This is a genomic window from Acinetobacter variabilis (assembly GCF_000369625.1).
Lineage (GTDB): Bacteria > Pseudomonadota > Gammaproteobacteria > Pseudomonadales > Moraxellaceae > Acinetobacter > Acinetobacter variabilis.
In genome coordinates this window covers 1,455,948-1,470,693 of sequence record NZ_KB850113.1, presented here as the reverse complement: position 1 = coordinate 1,470,693, position 14,746 = coordinate 1,455,948, and the positions used below count along the sequence as shown (strand labels likewise).

General features: G+C 42.6%; 13 protein-coding genes and 2 pseudogenes. 10 read left to right on the top strand and 5 right to left on the bottom strand.

The features are described 5' to 3' along the window. Nucleotides 1-2: 2 nt before the first annotated feature. The 4 genes from F897_RS12640 to rnhB all read left to right on the top strand — a co-directional run bounded on the left by F897_RS12640 (nt 3) and on the right by rnhB (nt 2,626). Nucleotides 3-1,004: an adenosine deaminase gene (locus F897_RS12640; RefSeq protein ID WP_005236451.1), complete on the top strand. Its 1,002-nt coding sequence runs from the start codon at nt 3-5 to the stop codon at nt 1,002-1,004. A gap of 79 nt (nt 1,005-1,083) precedes the next feature. Beyond that, entirely contained in the window at nt 1,084-1,428 is a 345-nt protein-coding gene (locus F897_RS12635; RefSeq protein ID WP_005236449.1) for a hypothetical protein, read from the top strand. A 184-nt stretch (nt 1,429-1,612) separates the two neighbouring features. Next, a complete protein-coding gene (locus F897_RS12630) occupies nt 1,613-1,993 on the top strand; it encodes a hypothetical protein (RefSeq protein WP_005236447.1) in 381 nt (126 codons plus the stop codon). Between the two features lie 57 nt (nt 1,994-2,050). Continuing rightward, on the top strand, nt 2,051-2,626 hold the full coding sequence (gene rnhB / locus F897_RS12625) for a ribonuclease HII (RefSeq protein WP_005236446.1): 576 nt from the start codon (nt 2,051-2,053) through the stop codon (nt 2,624-2,626). Between the two features lie 94 nt (nt 2,627-2,720). Here rnhB and csrA read toward each other — a convergent pair whose 3' ends face one another. The 3 genes from csrA to alaS form a co-directional block, all read right to left on the bottom strand. Then, nucleotides 2,721-2,978 (bottom strand): carbon storage regulator CsrA, encoded by a 258-nt coding sequence (csrA, locus tag F897_RS12620; RefSeq protein WP_004784202.1) that lies wholly within the window; start codon nt 2,976-2,978, stop codon nt 2,721-2,723. Between the two features lie 248 nt (nt 2,979-3,226). Next, nucleotides 3,227-4,507, bottom strand: a complete 1,281-nt coding sequence (locus F897_RS12615) for an aspartate kinase (protein ID WP_005236437.1) — start codon at nt 4,505-4,507, stop codon at nt 3,227-3,229. Between the two features lie 64 nt (nt 4,508-4,571). Then, nucleotides 4,572-7,265 carry an alanine--tRNA ligase gene (gene alaS / locus F897_RS12610; RefSeq protein WP_171065453.1) on the bottom strand — a complete coding sequence of 898 codons (2,694 nt, stop codon included), beginning with the start codon at nt 7,263-7,265 and terminating at the stop codon, nt 4,572-4,574. Nucleotides 7,266-7,674: 409 nt separating this feature from the next. Between alaS and F897_RS12600 the strand changes: the two genes are divergently transcribed. Beyond that, entirely contained in the window at nt 7,675-8,703 is a 1,029-nt protein-coding gene (locus F897_RS12600; RefSeq protein WP_005236434.1) for a type I glyceraldehyde-3-phosphate dehydrogenase, read from the top strand. Nucleotides 8,704-8,882: 179 nt separating this feature from the next. Beyond that, the gene (locus F897_RS12595; RefSeq protein WP_005236433.1) at nt 8,883-9,179 is read left to right on the top strand and encodes a hypothetical protein; all 297 of its coding nucleotides are present in this window, start codon (nt 8,883-8,885) and stop codon (nt 9,177-9,179) included. Nucleotides 9,180-9,215: 36 nt separating this feature from the next. Here F897_RS12595 and F897_RS12590 read toward each other — a convergent pair whose 3' ends face one another. After that, nucleotides 9,216-9,515 (bottom strand): AzlD family protein, encoded by a 300-nt coding sequence (locus tag F897_RS12590; protein ID WP_005236432.1) that lies wholly within the window; start codon nt 9,513-9,515, stop codon nt 9,216-9,218. Further along, nucleotides 9,512-10,363: pseudogene (locus tag F897_RS18250) on the bottom strand (AzlC family ABC transporter permease). Before F897_RS18250 ends, F897_RS12590 begins: the two are co-directional and overlap by 4 nt. A gap of 473 nt (nt 10,364-10,836) precedes the next feature. On the opposite strand from F897_RS18250, the gene F897_RS12575 reads away from it, so the two are divergent. From F897_RS12575 to F897_RS12560, 4 genes and pseudogenes are all read left to right on the top strand, one after another. Then, complete coding sequence (locus F897_RS12575; RefSeq protein WP_005236429.1) at nt 10,837-12,003, top strand: ATP phosphoribosyltransferase regulatory subunit; 1,167 nt, start codon at nt 10,837-10,839, stop codon at nt 12,001-12,003. 79 nt (nt 12,004-12,082) lie between these two features. Beyond that, a complete protein-coding gene (locus tag F897_RS12570) occupies nt 12,083-13,402 on the top strand; it encodes an adenylosuccinate synthase (RefSeq protein WP_004784184.1) in 1,320 nt (439 codons plus the stop codon). A gap of 131 nt (nt 13,403-13,533) precedes the next feature. After that, a pseudogene (locus F897_RS12565) lies at nt 13,534-14,318 on the top strand (M48 family metallopeptidase). A 93-nt stretch (nt 14,319-14,411) separates the two neighbouring features. Further along, entirely contained in the window at nt 14,412-14,720 is a 309-nt protein-coding gene (locus tag F897_RS12560) for a hypothetical protein (RefSeq protein ID WP_004784177.1), read from the top strand. Nucleotides 14,721-14,746 lie beyond the last annotated feature (26 nt).

Here is a 14,746-nt window from a genome sequence, read left to right as displayed (position 1 = left end):
TGATGAACCGTCTTGAATTGATTCAGGCCTTGCCAAAGGCTGAGCTGCATGTGCATATCGAAGGTACCTTTGAACCTGAGTTAATGTTTGCGATTGCACAGCGTAATGAAGTTAGCATTCCTTATAAATCAGTTGAGGAAGTGAAGCGGGCTTATAATTTCCATAATCTGCAATCTTTCTTGGATATCTACTACGCGGGTGCCAATGTTCTGATTCATGAACAGGACTTTTATGATCTGGCTTGGGCATATTTTGAAAAATGTGCGGATGATAATGTCGTGCATACTGAAATGTTCTTTGATCCGCAGACGCATACCGATCGTGGCATTGCCTTTGAAACCGTAATTAATGGCTTGCAGAAAGCCTGTGATGATGCGAAAGCTAAGTTAGGCATTACTTCACATCTGATCATGTGCTTCCTGCGTCATCTTAGTGAAGAAGCAGCATTTGAAACATTAGAACAAGCGCTGCCTTATAAAGATCGGATCATTGGAGTGGGGCTGGATTCAAGTGAAGTCGGTCATCCACCGTCTAAGTTTGAACGTGTTTTCGCTAAAGCACGTGAAGCCGGTTTTCTGGTAGTCGCGCATGCGGGTGAAGAAGGTCCGGCAGAATATGTTTGGGAAGCTTTGGATTTATTAAAAGTTAACCGTATTGACCATGGTGTACGTTCTGAGGAAGATCCAGAATTGATGCAGCGTTTGATTGCAGAGAAGATGCCGCTCACAGTATGTCCACTTTCAAACCTGAAACTGTGTGTGGTGGATGATATGCAGCAGCATAATATCCGTCGCCTGTTGCAGCACGGTGTGCATGTGACAGTTAATTCAGATGATCCATCGTATTTCGGTGGTTATATGAATGACAATTTCATTGCGATTGCTGAAGCTTTAGATCTAAGCAACGAAGAACTTAAACAGCTCGCAATTAATTCTTTTGAAGCTTCATTTATTTCTGATACTGAAAAACAGAAATGGATCAGCCTGATTCAGGCACTTGTTTAAAGCAATATTCTAGTCAATCGTTGCGCCCAAAGAGGGTAGAGTTCGCTCTGCCTTTTATAATCTGATTTGTGAACCAAAGATGAAATTAAAATTCCTGTGGTCTGTTCTGGCTGTTAGCTTAATCAATCCTGCTTGTGCAGATACCTCAATGACTCAGAAAGCCCTGAAACCTGTGATTGAGTATCAGTGTGGCCAAGAGCTGAAAGATTCCAAAGTCTGGAAAATGGGTACTTATTTCATGGCTGAAGCCAATAAACAGCATTTACAGCAAAAAGTGTGTGGCTGTGTGGGTGAGCATGCTTTGGAAGGTGTGCCGGCCAAAACCCTGTTAAAAGCAACCATTGATGAAGAAACTAAAAAAGAGCTAACCCGCAAAGCAATTGCCAATAGCTTAAAAGGCTGTATGGGTGAGTTTATCAATTAAAGATTTTTGGGTGCTGGCTTATCTAGACTTTACCTTTAGATTAGTAGTGAGTCTTCTTTCCTGTGATGGCTATGAGTCTAGCTGCGTGCAGATTAGACATCATGACTCATTTTTAGATTTCTTATTGCGATAAACTTCGGCACAATAGCCGCATATTTTAAAAGCTGAAAAAAGGATAAAATCCGTGAAAAAATTATTGGCTGTTGTTGCTCCATTAACACTTGTTCTTTCTGCATGTGTAGCACCACAAGGTGCCAGCACCACAACTCAAGCAAGTACAGGTCAGCAACTCGGTTCTGCAGCCATTAAAATTGCCATCAATGCAAAATGTGTCACTGAACTGAACAATATTCCGGCTTGGCAAACTGCAACACGCTTAATGACAGAAACGCAAAAACAGAATATCCAGTCTGAAATCTGTGGTTGCGTGAGTGAAAAAGCACCACAAAACGTGACTGCAGTGGATTTGGCAACTGCAGCAATTGATCCGACAGCACGTGCGACTATTGTAGGTAATGTTGTTGCAAATACTATTAACGCTTGCGTGGCTGAAGCGGTAAACTAATTCAAAATCAAATTTGAATAGGCTGACTGGTTCAGCCTATTTTTTATGGGAAATAAAATGAATATTGCTGGTGTAGATGAAGCAGGTCGTGGGCCATTAGTAGGATCGGTGGTCGCTGCGGCTGTGATATTGGATCCGAATAACCCGATTGAGGGCTTAAATGATTCCAAGAAGCTAAGCGAGAAGAAGCGCGAAAAACTTTTTATTGAGATTCAGGAAAAAGCCCTAGCTTGGGCCATTGCTGAAGCCTCTGCAGCAGAAATCGACGAGCATAATATTTTGCAGGCCTCTTTACTGGCAATGCGCCGCGCTGTGGAAGCATTAAGTATTCAGCCGGAACATGTACTGGTCGATGGCAACAAGATTCCTCAGGGCCTTGCGATGAGTTGTGATGCGGTCGTAGGTGGGGATGCTTTGCATCCTGAGATTTCAGCAGCCAGTATTCTGGCTAAAGTGACCCGTGATCGCCAGATGGTGGAGATGGATCAAAAATATCCGCAATTTGGCTTTGCCAAGCATAAGGGCTATCCGACCAAAGCACATTTTGAAGCGATTGCCTTACACGGGGTGATTGATGAACACCGTCGTAGTTTTGGACCAGTGAAAAAAGTGCTGGCAGCGTTGCTTGATTAGCAGCAGGCGGGCTAAAGTCTGATTATTTTGCTATGCAGTTGAAAATTAGCCAAATTAAAAGCGGCTTAAAAGCCGCTTTTATATTCATACAAAATTAACGGTTAAAGTTATTTTGTGTCTGGTTATCATCTTCATAAGAAGAAGGTTGATAATCCTGGTCAATATGCTGAAGATGTTCATGCATTGCACGTTCATGCTGGATACGCTGGTAAATCTCTTCACGGTGTACAGAGACTTCTTTTGGAGCATTTACCCCAATACGAACCTGGTTGCCTTTTACGCCAAGTACAGTCACGCTGACTTGGTCTCCGATCATTAAAGTTTCCCCGACGCGTCGAGTCAAAATCAGCATGTTTCTCTCCTTGCAAAATGCAAAACCTGCAATCTATTGAATGTAATAAAAAAACACAACCTAAAATTATATAATTAAAGTTTGAATAGAAAGTCCTGTCCATGAAATGAAGAGGTTAACTATCCAGACTGTTGAAAATCCTTAGGCTTAATATAACAGAGCCACTATAAAAAAAACTATAGTGGCCCTGCATTTTTGTAGAGATTTAATGAAATACTGTCAGACAATGACGGTATTTTGTAGTTCTCTTAAGCGCGTGCGCTAGATTCACCATGTTCACGGTCTAAACCGAACGCAGTGTGAAGTGAACGAACTGCAAGCTCAAGATAATTCTCTTCGATAATTACTGAAATCTTGATTTCAGAAGTAGAAATCATCAGGATGTTGATGCCTTCATCAGCAAGGGCAGTGAACATTTTGCTCGCTACACCAGCGTGAGAACGCATACCTACACCTACGATAGACACTTTTACGATGTCATCACGAGTTGCAACTTCACGTGCGCCAATCGCTTGAGCAGTTTCTTCAAGGATTTTTTTGGCTTTAGCGAGTTCACTGCGGTTTACAGTAAATGTGAAATCAGTCGTACCATCTTCTTCAACGTTCTGGATAATCATATCCACTTCGATATTGGCATCACCAATTGGTTTAAGAATTTTAGATGCAATACCTGGCTCATCTGGAACACCCAGAATAGTCAGTTTAGCTTCGTCGCGGTTGAACGCGATACCAGAGATAATTGGCTGTTCCATGTTGTCTTCCAGTTCAGTAGTAATAAGAGTTCCGACGTTGTTTTTGAAGTCTTCGTCAAATGCGCCATCAGTGTCATTATCGAAGCTTGAGAGTACGCGTAAAGGCACTTGGTACTTGCCTGCAAATTCTACAGAGCGAATTTGAAGAACTTTAGAACCTAAAGATGCCATTTCCAGCATTTCTTCGAAAGAGATACGGTCTACTTTTTTCGCTTTAGGAGCAACACGAGGGTCAGTCGTATATACGCCATCAACATCTGTGTAAATCTGACATTCATCTGCTTTTAGCGCTGCAGCAAGGGCAACACCTGAAGTATCAGAACCACCACGACCTAAAGTTGTGGTATTGCCATCAGCATCAAAGCCCTGGAAACCTGCAACCACAATCACGCGGCCTGTATCTAGGTTTTCAGTCAATACATCAGTATCAATAGATTCGATACGTGCTTTGGTGAATGCGCTGTCAGTTTTAATACCAACCTGGCGACCAGTTAAAGATTTAGCTTCAACGCCAATTGAATTCAGCGCCATAGCTAACATGGAAATCGTTACCTGTTCACCCGTAGAAACCATTTGGTCAAGTTCACGGGGGTCAGGGGTTTCGGTAATGGCTTTCGCGAGAGCAAGCAAGCGGTTGGTTTCACCACTCATAGCAGATACGACTACAACCACCTTGTGGCCATGGTCATGCCAGCGCTTCACACGACGAGCAACATTGAGAATGCGCTCGGGAGTACCCATTGAGGTACCGCCATATTTTTGAACGATTAATGCCATAGTTGTTCCATATAAACCATGACCCTGATTTTCCGATCAGGGTCAGTTACACAAAATGAAGTTTTTATTTTGCTTCAAGCCAAGCTGCTAAATCAGCCATCACTGGAGCAAACTTCTCGTTAAGTGGCGCGCCACCTTGTGCCAAGTCAGGTTTACCACCACCTTTACCACCTAGCTCAGTTGCCAAGTGTTTGATGATGTCACCCGCTTTAATAGAAGCAGTAAAGTCTTTCGCCACAGATGCAATCAAGCTAACCTTGTCACCCTCTACACCTGCAAGAACAATGACTGCATTTTCTAATTTTGATTTCACACCGTCGTGCAGGTTACGTAATGCTTTTGTATCCATATTCTGAACGGTAGTGATTAATGTTTTACGGCCTGCAAGCTCTTGAACCTGACTTAAAAGTTCACCGGCTTGTAAGCTTGCCAATTTTTGATTCAGCTGTTCGATCTGTTTTTGCAATTGATGTGCAGTGTCCACCACAGCTTCAACTTTTTCGACTGTTTGATGGTTCTGTGCTTTTAACAAACCATTGATGTATTGAACATCACGATCGACTTTCTGTACGGCTTCAACCGCTTTAGTACCGGTTACAGCTTCAATACGACGTACACCTGCTGCGACACCACCTTCAGACGTGATTTTAAACAGACCGATGTCACCTGTACGTTTAACGTGAATACCGCCACACAATTCGATCGAGAAGTTTTTCTCGTCAATTACTGAACCCATAGACAATACGCGAACTTCTTCACCGTATTTCTCACCGAACAGCATCATCGCACCTTTGGCTTTCGCAGATTCGATGTCGAGCAGTTCAGTCGTAACAGGCGTATTGGCAATTACTTCAGCATTTACCAGACGTTCAATTTCTTGCAGCTGTTCAAAAGTTACAGGCTGATCATTGGCAAAGTCGAAACGTAATACGTCAGAAGCAACCAATGAACCTTTTTGCTGTACGTGTGAACCCAGGATTTGACGTAGGGCAGCGTGGAGTAAGTGAGTTGCAGAGTGGTTACGAGCAGTTGCAGCACGAATCTCGGCTTTAACCGTTGTTTCAACATTTTGAGTAACTTTTAGATTACCCATAGTCACGATACCTTGGTGAACGAATGCACCACCAGATTTTTTGGTATCTTGAACTTCAAAGATACCTGTATCGTTTTTGAAGAGCCCTGTATCACCGATCTGACCACCGCTTTCTGCATAGAAAGGAGTTTGGTTCAGAACAATCAGTGCTTCGTCGCCTTCAACAACTTCGTCAACTTGCTCGCCATCTTTGTAGATTGCGATGATTTGACCTTGACCTGCTGTTGCGTCATAACCTTCAAACTGAGTTTCGCCTTCAACTTTAACAACGCTGTTATAGTCGATTGCGAATTTACCTGCATCACGTGCACGTTGACGTTGAGCCGCCATTTCTTTTTCAAAGCCAGCTTCGTCAATGGTTAAATCACGTTCACGTGCGATATCTGCTGTAAGGTCAGTTGGGAAGCCATAAGTATCATAAAGTTTGAATACGATTTCACCTGGAATCACAGAACCTTTCAGATTTGACAATTCGCCTTCAAGCAATTTCAGACCTTGCTCAAGTGTTTTAGCAAACTGTTCTTCTTCTTTCAGCAAAGCGGCTTCGATACGTGCTTTGTTTGCTTCAAGTTCAGGATAAGCTGCGCCCATCACATCAATTAAAGGCTGAAGCATTTTGTGGAAGAATGAACCAGTCGCACCCAGTTTGTTACCATGACGAACTGCACGACGGATAATACGGCGCAGTACATAACCACGACCTTCATTTGAAGGGTTCACGCCATCTGCAATCAGGAAGCAGCATGAACGTGCATGGTCAGCAACCACTTTAAGTGAAGCAGGGTATTCAACCGGTTTGTTTTCAGCTTGTGCTTTCGCTTCAATGTCTGAAGTATCTAGACCGATGATTTCAGCAGCAGCTTTCAATAGATTTTGAAACAGGTCGATTTCATAGTTAGAGTTGACGTGTTGCAGAACCGCAGAAATACGCTCAAGGCCCATACCTGTATCAACAGAAGGTGCAGGAAGAGGGTGCAGGACGCCATCCGCAGTGCGGTTGAACTGCATGAATACGTTGTTCCAGATCTCGATGAAACGGTCGCCATCTTCTTCAGGTGTGCCCGGTAAACCGCCCCAGATGTGATCGCCATGGTCATAGAAAATTTCAGAACATGGACCACAAGGACCTGTATCGCCCATTGCCCAGAAGTTATCTGATGCGTATTGACCGCCTTTGTTGTCACCAATACGGATAATGCGAGATGCATCCAGACCAACTTCTTTGTTCCAGATGTCAAAAGCTTCGTCATCGGTGTGGTAAACCGTGGCATAAAGTTTGTCTTTAGGAAGACCTAACCATTTTTCGTTGGTTAAGAAATCCCAAGCAAATTTGATCGCATCACGCTTGAAGTAGTCACCAAACGAGAAGTTACCCAGCATTTCAAAAAATGTGTGGTGACGCGCTGTGTAGCCAACGTTATCTAAGTCGTTGTGTTTACCACCTGCACGTACACATTTTTGTGAAGATGTTGCACGAACGTAGTCACGTTTTTCCAGACCCAGGAAGCAGTCTTTAAACTGGTTCATACCAGCATTGGTAAACAATAATGTTGGGTCGTTGGCAGGAACCAGAGAACTCGACGCGACACGTGTATGCCCTTGCGATTCAAAGTAGCTTAAAAAAGCTTCGCGAATTTCAGCTGATGTCATAAAACGAGTACTCACAACCAAGTCACTCCATAATTTCCGATTTGGCTAAAAACATCACAGTCTGACAAGAAGGTTGGTTCTCTGCTGCAATGCGGGGCTTAAATATTTAAAAACGCCAAATTATAACGGAAAATGCCTGTTCAACCAATGATTTTCATATTTATAGATCATAAAACTATAAGGAATGAATATTGGAAAAATCAGAAAAATGCCTTGCAAAATCAAAAGCTATTGTCATTACAGCAATTTATCTTAATTCACGCTGATAGAAAGACTGGATTGCTTGAAGTAAAGTATGAATTTTTCGATGAAATATTGGACATTCTGTGTAATTTTTAGTGGATTTAGCTGAATAGTTATCAGTCAGCTGGATAATTCCATTAATATAGGCGCACAAAGTTTTATGCCGCAGTAGGGAATGTCGATGCAACGTATCGCAATTAATGGTTTTGGACGAATCGGACGCAATGTGTTGCGTGCATGGTTTGAAAATCCGAAAGATTTTAATTTTGACATCGTTGCCATTAATGACGTTGCCGACGTTGAAACCTTATTGCATCTATTTAAATATGATTCTACTCATGGTCGTTTCCCGGGGCAGGTTGATCTGACTTATGAAGATGAGTATGCCTACCTGCATGTCACTTATCGCGATGCCTATCAGAAAGTTCAGGTGTTAAGACAGGCGAATCCGGTGGAAATGCCATGGCATGAACTGAATATTAATGTGGTATTGGAATGTACCGGCCTGTTCCGTTCGCGTGAGGCTGCGACTCAGCATATTACTGCCGGGGCAAAACGGGTCATTATCGGTGCTGCACCGTTTGATACAGTGGATGCCGCAATTGTCTATGGCGTCAACCATCGTGATGTCAAAGAAAGTGACCAGATTATTTCCAGTGTCTCTTGTACTACGCAGGCATTGGTACCTCTAGTCAAAATCATTGATGATGCCTTTGGTATTGAGACTGCACTGATGACTGAAATTCACGCAGTGACAGCGGATCAGTCAGTACTGGATCATGCCCATCGTGATTTAAGACGTGCCCGAGCTTCTGGGCAAAATATTATTCCAACCACATCTTCGGCTTTGGGTGCTTTAAAACGCGTAATGCCGAAGATGGAAAACCGGATTGATGGTTATTCGATTCGCGTGCCAACCATTAATGTAGCGGCCATTGATTTAACCTTTATCTCCCAGTCACCCATTACTGATCATCAGTTGAATGAAGTATTAATGAACGCTGCACGTCAGGATTTTGCTGAAATCATGTCTGTGACAGATGAGCCTCTAGTATCTTCAGACTTTAATCATTCGCCTTACTCATTGATTGTGGATCTGACCCAAACCTTGGTAGTGGGGCATCAGGCCAAAGTATTTGCCTGGTATGATAATGAATGGGGTTATGCCAACCGTTTGCTGGATCTCTGTGAATCCTTTTATACAGATTAAGCTATTTTGAAAGCATCCCAAATGGGGTGCTTTTTTATGCAAGATTAAAAAATTAGAAGAAAATGAATAAGAACTTGAACGTAATTGATCGAAAAGCTCTGGATTTATGCCGAATATTTCTGTGATCTGGATATTTTTTCGTTAAGATAAAGATAATTAAATGGAATAAGAGCAAGCACATGATGTTGATCTGGGGATTTATCATATTACTGACCTTGGCTGTGATTTTTTTGATCTGGCTGCAATTTAATAATAATGAGAGTTCACAAAGTGTGGAAGGCGTGCCAGTTGAGGAAAAAGTGGCGCATCTGGAAGAAAATTTAAAAAAGACCTTGGAAATTATGCAGGATCTGGCGAAAAAAATGCATGTTCAGCAGGAAGTACTGGATCAGACTACGGCTAAACTGCAAAAAGTTGAGCTGCAAAATGCAGAACTGGTAAATCTGCTCGCTAAAGTAGTAGAACCAAAGTCATAAGACCTTTTTATGCTGGCTTAGCCTTATATAAAGGATTTAAACCAGTAAGGTTCTTAAAATAGCTGCCGAGGCCATGCTAATCAAAATGGTCGGCAGCATGCCAAACCGTGATGCAACGAATAGTGTCACCATTATGGCTATCAGATCAGCCGGATCATCTCGTAAAAAATATGGGGTGATCATCGAAATCAGTACACAGCCTGGAATCACTTCCAGAATTTTACGCTGACGTTTGCTCAAAGTTTTATTTTTGAGTATGACATAGCCAAGTATCCGCGTGCAGTAAGTCGTTAGCGCAACTAATAAGATTGCGATAAAAGTACTCATCTGGATCATGCTTCATCCTCCTGAATTAGCCAGAAGGCAGCGACAATGCCAGCAAGCGCATCAATCAGCACATACCAGTTGCCTGGCAGATAGCTATAAGTCAGAGCAGCAAAAATTAAACTGATTAGCCAAGGTCTGGCTCCAGTAAAGCCTTTCCACATACCTTTCAGTAAGATCAGAATAATGGCTGGGAAAGCTATATCAAAACCAAAATAGTGAATATCTCCTAACACCGGCCCAACCAAAGCACCTAAAGTGGTAAAGCCGACCCAAGCCAGATAAAGAACAATACATAGCCCGGCATAATAAGGCAGACTAAAAGCATGTTGATATCCAAACTGTGCCAGTCGAAGCTGTGCATCTGTCAGGCTTAAGGCCCAGCTTTCATCGACCATAAAGAATAGACTTCTTGCGTTAGTCAAAATTTAAACAGCCCAAAGCTACATTTTATAAGGTTTTAGCCAATTCAAAAATTAGGTAAAACGATACTTTCGCAAGAGGTCTAATAATGCCGGAAAGATTTTTCGATTTGGAAGATGTCTTAAATAAGACACCAGACTGGCATCGAATAGAATATAGCGGCTGTTAATGAGAAAAGTAATAAAGATCAAGGTAAGCAGATGCGGTGGATCAGTCCAGGCTTCTAAAACTGCAAACTCGTAACCGCCAGCAAAGTTCAGCCCGGTCAGTAAAGGCACTTCAAGCAGGCTAAAATCTTTTTGTGCTGTTGTTGCACCCAAAATCAGCGCCAGAGGAATTACACCCAATAATAAAGGTATGCAGTCTTTCACACCACGCTGAAACTCACTCAGAGAAGTGGCATCAGAAGGCGTTATACGTGGCTGAAAGGGAGGCATGAGATGATCGGGTTTTATTCTAGAAGGAGAAAGAAAGTTTATAAGAAATACCGGAGTCTTTGCAGTCCCTTTAAACTCTACCAGAATGATGCTGTTTTCTTGGTCATTTAAGTCTCCACATTGGGTTTTTGTATAGTATTATTTTTAAGCATCTAGTGCTGATATTTTATAAATTTTTACCCTTGGATAGATGAGGATTGAATCAAGAATAAGTTTTTCATCATTGTTTTGGTCGTGAAAATACATTAGAAAATCAATTTGATATGTTGGTTATTAAATTTTATTCACCCTATCTTCTCTTAATAAGAGGGAGATGATTTGGTTTATCTATCTAAGTCCTTTGTTCAGTCAGAGAAAATTATCAAAATTGCGATGCACAGCCTAAACGATCGTGCTAGACTAGGAGAAATCGGGTGTGCTCCCGATTTTTTTATGCGGTTTATTCCGCGCTGACAAGAATTTAGGTTTACAACATGCCCATTTCAGAGACATGGTTATTACCTGATGGTGTAGCTGATGTATTACCAGAACAAGCGCAAGTCATCGAAAGCCTGCGCCGTCAATCACTGGATTTCCTCGCATCTCGAGGTTATCAGCTGGTGTACACGCCATTTATTGAATACATTGAATCTCTATCTTCTCTCTCAGAATCGAATCAGGATTTAGACTTAGCCACTTTTAAAGTGATCGACCAGCTGTCTGGCCGTTTGCTTGGTGTGCGTGCCGATATGACACCACAAGTGGCTCGTATCGATGCGCATGTACATCCAGTGGAAGGTGTGGCTCGTTATTGTTATGCGGGTACGGTTTTACATACGAAACCTCAAGGATTTAATACCACACGTGCACCATTGCAATTGGGTGCAGAATTATTTGGTTCTGACAGCATTGATGCTGACGTGGAAATGGTTGACCTGATGATCAGCCTGATTCAGGAAGCAGGTCTGGCCGACAGTATCCACCTTGACTTAGGTCATGTGGGGCTGTTCCGTAGTCTGATTGTACAAGCCGGTTTAAGTAAAGCAACCGAACGCCAATTGTCTGATCTTTATCAACGTAAAGCATTGCCAGAACTGGCTGAATTTACTGCAAATCTTAAGTTTGGATCAGACTTCTATACGCTTGGCCGTTTTGCAAGTGACCTGGATGCCTTAAAAACGAATTTAAGTGCTGAAGTATTAGAAAATCCAGCCTTCAAACAGGCGTTTGATGCACTGCAAACCACCAAAAATGAAGTTCAGGCACGTTGGCAGAATCTGCATATTGGGATTGATGTCGTCGAGTTACGTTCATACCATTATCACACTGGCCTGATGTATGCCGTTTATGCACCGAACCGGGCTGCTGCATTAGCACAAGGTGGCCGTTATGATGGCATTGGTGAGCATTTTGGTCGTGCACGTCCGGCAACCGGTTTCTCCTGTGACTTATATGCTTTAAGTGCAGGCAAGTTTGCTATAGCTAAAGTTGTGGTAGCACCTAAGGGTACAGATGCTGCGCTGTTAGATGCGATTCAGGCAACCCGTGCACAAGGCTTAAGTGTAATTCAGTTATTAGGTAATGATGATTTAAACTCGGTACCGTATGCAACTCACCAGCTGGTGAATGTGGACGGTGAGTGGACCATCAAAACGATTTAATCGCTTTAATTGTTTTACTCAGTGTTCATGTCGCTGAGTGGGACTTTCAACTTTAACAGCATGATGTAATGAGGCTATTATGGGCAAGAATGTTGTGGTACTTGGTACCCAATGGGGCGACGAAGGTAAGGGTAAGATCGTCGACCTGCTCACAGATCAAGCGGCTGCAGTAGTTCGTTATCAAGGCGGACATAACGCAGGTCATACTCTCGTGGTTGGTGGTAAGAAAACTGTATTACACCTCATTCCATCAGGTATTTTACGTGAAAACGTATTGTGCTTAATTGGTAATGGTGTGGTTCTTTCACCTGAAGCGCTCATCAAAGAGATGGATATTCTTGAAAAAGAAGGCGTGCCAGTACGTGAACGTCTACGCATTTCTCCAAACTGTCCATTGATTCTTCCGCACCACATCGCACTTGACCAAGCTCGTGAGAAAAAACGTGGTAATGCGAAAATTGGTACAACTGGTCGTGGGATCGGGCCTGCTTATGAAGATAAAGTGGCACGTCGTGCAATCCGTGTTGCTGACCTGGTACGTGGTGGCGAACATCTGAAAGCTCAGCTTGAAGAATTGCTTGAATACCACAACTTCCAATTGACTCAATTCTTCGGTGTTGAAGCAGTTAAAGTTGAAGACGTACTTGCGCTTTGCGACGAATGGCGCAAAGTGATCGAGCCTATGGTTATGGACGTGACTGGTGAACTTCACGCTTACCGTAAAGCTGGCAAGAAAATCATGTTCGAAGGTGCGCAAGGTTCATTGCTTGACGTTGACCACGGTACATACCCGTACGTGACTTCTTCAAACACAACTGCTGGTGGCGTAAGTTCAGGTTCAGGTCTTGGTCCATTACACCTTGACTATGTTCTTGGTATTACTAAAGCATACACCACTCGTGTAGGTTCAGGTCCATTCCCAACTGAGTTGGTGTATGACGCTGCAACAGATACAGGTGATGCAATTGGTAAACACCTGGGTACTGTAGGTTCAGAATTTGGTGCGTCTACTGGTCGTCAACGTCGTTGTGGCTGGTTCGATGCTGAAATCCTGCGTCGTTCAGTAGAAGTGAACTCACTGTCTGGTATTTGCTTGACTAAACTTGACGTTCTTGACGGTTTAGAAGAAGTGAAAATCTGTGTAGGTTACGAAGCTGCTGATTCTGGCTGTGTTGGTTCTTCTGATGCGCTTGCATTTGAAACTTTAAAACCAATCTACGAAACTATGCCAGGCTGGAAAGAATCTACTTTTGGGGCGAAATCACTAGACCAATTACCACAAGCGGCAATTAACTATGTGAAACGTCTTGAACAATTGATTGAATGTCCAATCGACATCATTTCAACTGGTCCAGATCGTGAAGAAACCATTATTCTTCGCCATCCGTTTGATGCTTAATCGCTTAAGCTAAAAATGATAAAAACCCTGTGATTTCACAGGGTTTTTTTATTTGAACGAACTTATAAAAAATGATTGAAAACCTGTTTGGATTCTTTATGATGTTTTGACCTTATATATTTGAGAAGGTCATGAAATATAAAAATTTATTGGTGGGGATGGTCGTCGTGACCACATTAACGGGGTGTACTACGGTTGCAGATCTGATGGGAGCTGATTCAGCCACATTAAATCTGAGTGCAGCACAAAGCTATAATCAGATGCTGACAGAGGCCAAGCAGAAACAGATTCTGGATACGACATCTGCCACCTATAAAAAGTAAATCGGGTTTTTCTGAAAATGAAGCCGTATGCAGATCAACTGAACCAGACCGGTCAGAAGTTTGACTGGCAAGTGGCGGTGATCAAATCCAACGAGATTAATGCCTATGTCGCACCAGGTGGCAAGGTGGTGTTCTATACGGGTATTGTTGATACACTAAAACTCACAGACGATGAAGTTGCTGCCATCATGGGGCATGAAATGGTGCATGCGCTTGAGGAACATTCTAAGAATAAGGTAGGAGCGCAAGCACTTACTGATCTGGCAGTAAGTATCGGTAGCAAGTACGTCGGGCAGTCCGCTGGTGGTTATGGTGGGCTACTGCTGGATATGGGTGCTCAATTTGGTGTAGGCTTGCCATTCTCTCGTAATCTGGAAAGCCGTGCCGATAAAGGTGGTCTCATGCTAATGGCACGAGCAGGCTATAACCCGAATGCAGCGATTACTTTGTGGCAAAAAATGAATGCACAAGACAGCCGTGGTAATAGTGTCCTGAATAAATTTACTTCTACACATCCAACGAATGATGACCGAATTGCAGCCTTACAACAGCTGATGCCTGAAGCTATGACGGTATACAAGACTAAGAAATAATTTCGAAATTCAGGACTAAAGTCTTAACGGCAAGTGCTGTGCAGTGGCATGGCGCTTGTTAGAATAAAACAAAATAAAATATGAGTATGCAGGATGCATAAAAATATATCGGGAACGATGTTCTATTCCTTGTTATTCGCGATGGGTGGCGCACCGACCATTGCGATGCTGATCATCCGTGCCCAGACTCAGGATCCTGACATTATTTATGGGGCATTCATTGGCTTGAGCGTGATCATTGCCTGTGTATTGGTACCGGTCATCTTGCTGCAGAATGCTTTTCTATTTTTTAAGCGTAAAAGTGAAATTTTAGAAGAAAAAATTAAACCTTTGTGTCATTTATATTTAGGTTTAAATATTGTCTGTCTGATTTATTGGCTTGCGATACAGTATTGGGGTTAAAATTACATAAAATATAACAAGATGAA

Bases quoted from the DNA above. Each gene is read 5' to 3' on its own strand.
- F897_RS12600 (WP_005236434.1), top strand. From the start codon at position 7,675: ATGCAACGTATCGCAATTAATGGTTTTGGACGAATCGGACGCAATGTG.
- rnhB (WP_005236446.1), top strand. From the start codon at position 2,051: ATGAATATTGCTGGTGTAGATGAAGCAGGTCGTGGGCCATTAGTAGGA.
- F897_RS12570 (WP_004784184.1), top strand. From the start codon at position 12,083: ATGGGCAAGAATGTTGTGGTACTTGGTACCCAATGGGGCGACGAAGGT.
- F897_RS12575 (WP_005236429.1), top strand. From the start codon at position 10,837: ATGCCCATTTCAGAGACATGGTTATTACCTGATGGTGTAGCTGATGTA.
- F897_RS12615 (WP_005236437.1), bottom strand. From the start codon at position 4,507: ATGGCATTAATCGTTCAAAAATATGGCGGTACCTCAATGGGTACTCCC.
- F897_RS12595 (WP_005236433.1), top strand. From the start codon at position 8,883: ATGATGTTGATCTGGGGATTTATCATATTACTGACCTTGGCTGTGATT.
- csrA (WP_004784202.1), bottom strand. From the start codon at position 2,978: ATGCTGATTTTGACTCGACGCGTCGGGGAAACTTTAATGATCGGAGAC.
- F897_RS12590 (WP_005236432.1), bottom strand. From the start codon at position 9,515: ATGATCCAGATGAGTACTTTTATCGCAATCTTATTAGTTGCGCTAACG.
- F897_RS12640 (WP_005236451.1), top strand. From the start codon at position 3: ATGAACCGTCTTGAATTGATTCAGGCCTTGCCAAAGGCTGAGCTGCAT.
- F897_RS12560 (WP_004784177.1), top strand. From the start codon at position 14,412: ATGCATAAAAATATATCGGGAACGATGTTCTATTCCTTGTTATTCGCG.
- F897_RS12635 (WP_005236449.1), top strand. From the start codon at position 1,084: ATGAAATTAAAATTCCTGTGGTCTGTTCTGGCTGTTAGCTTAATCAAT.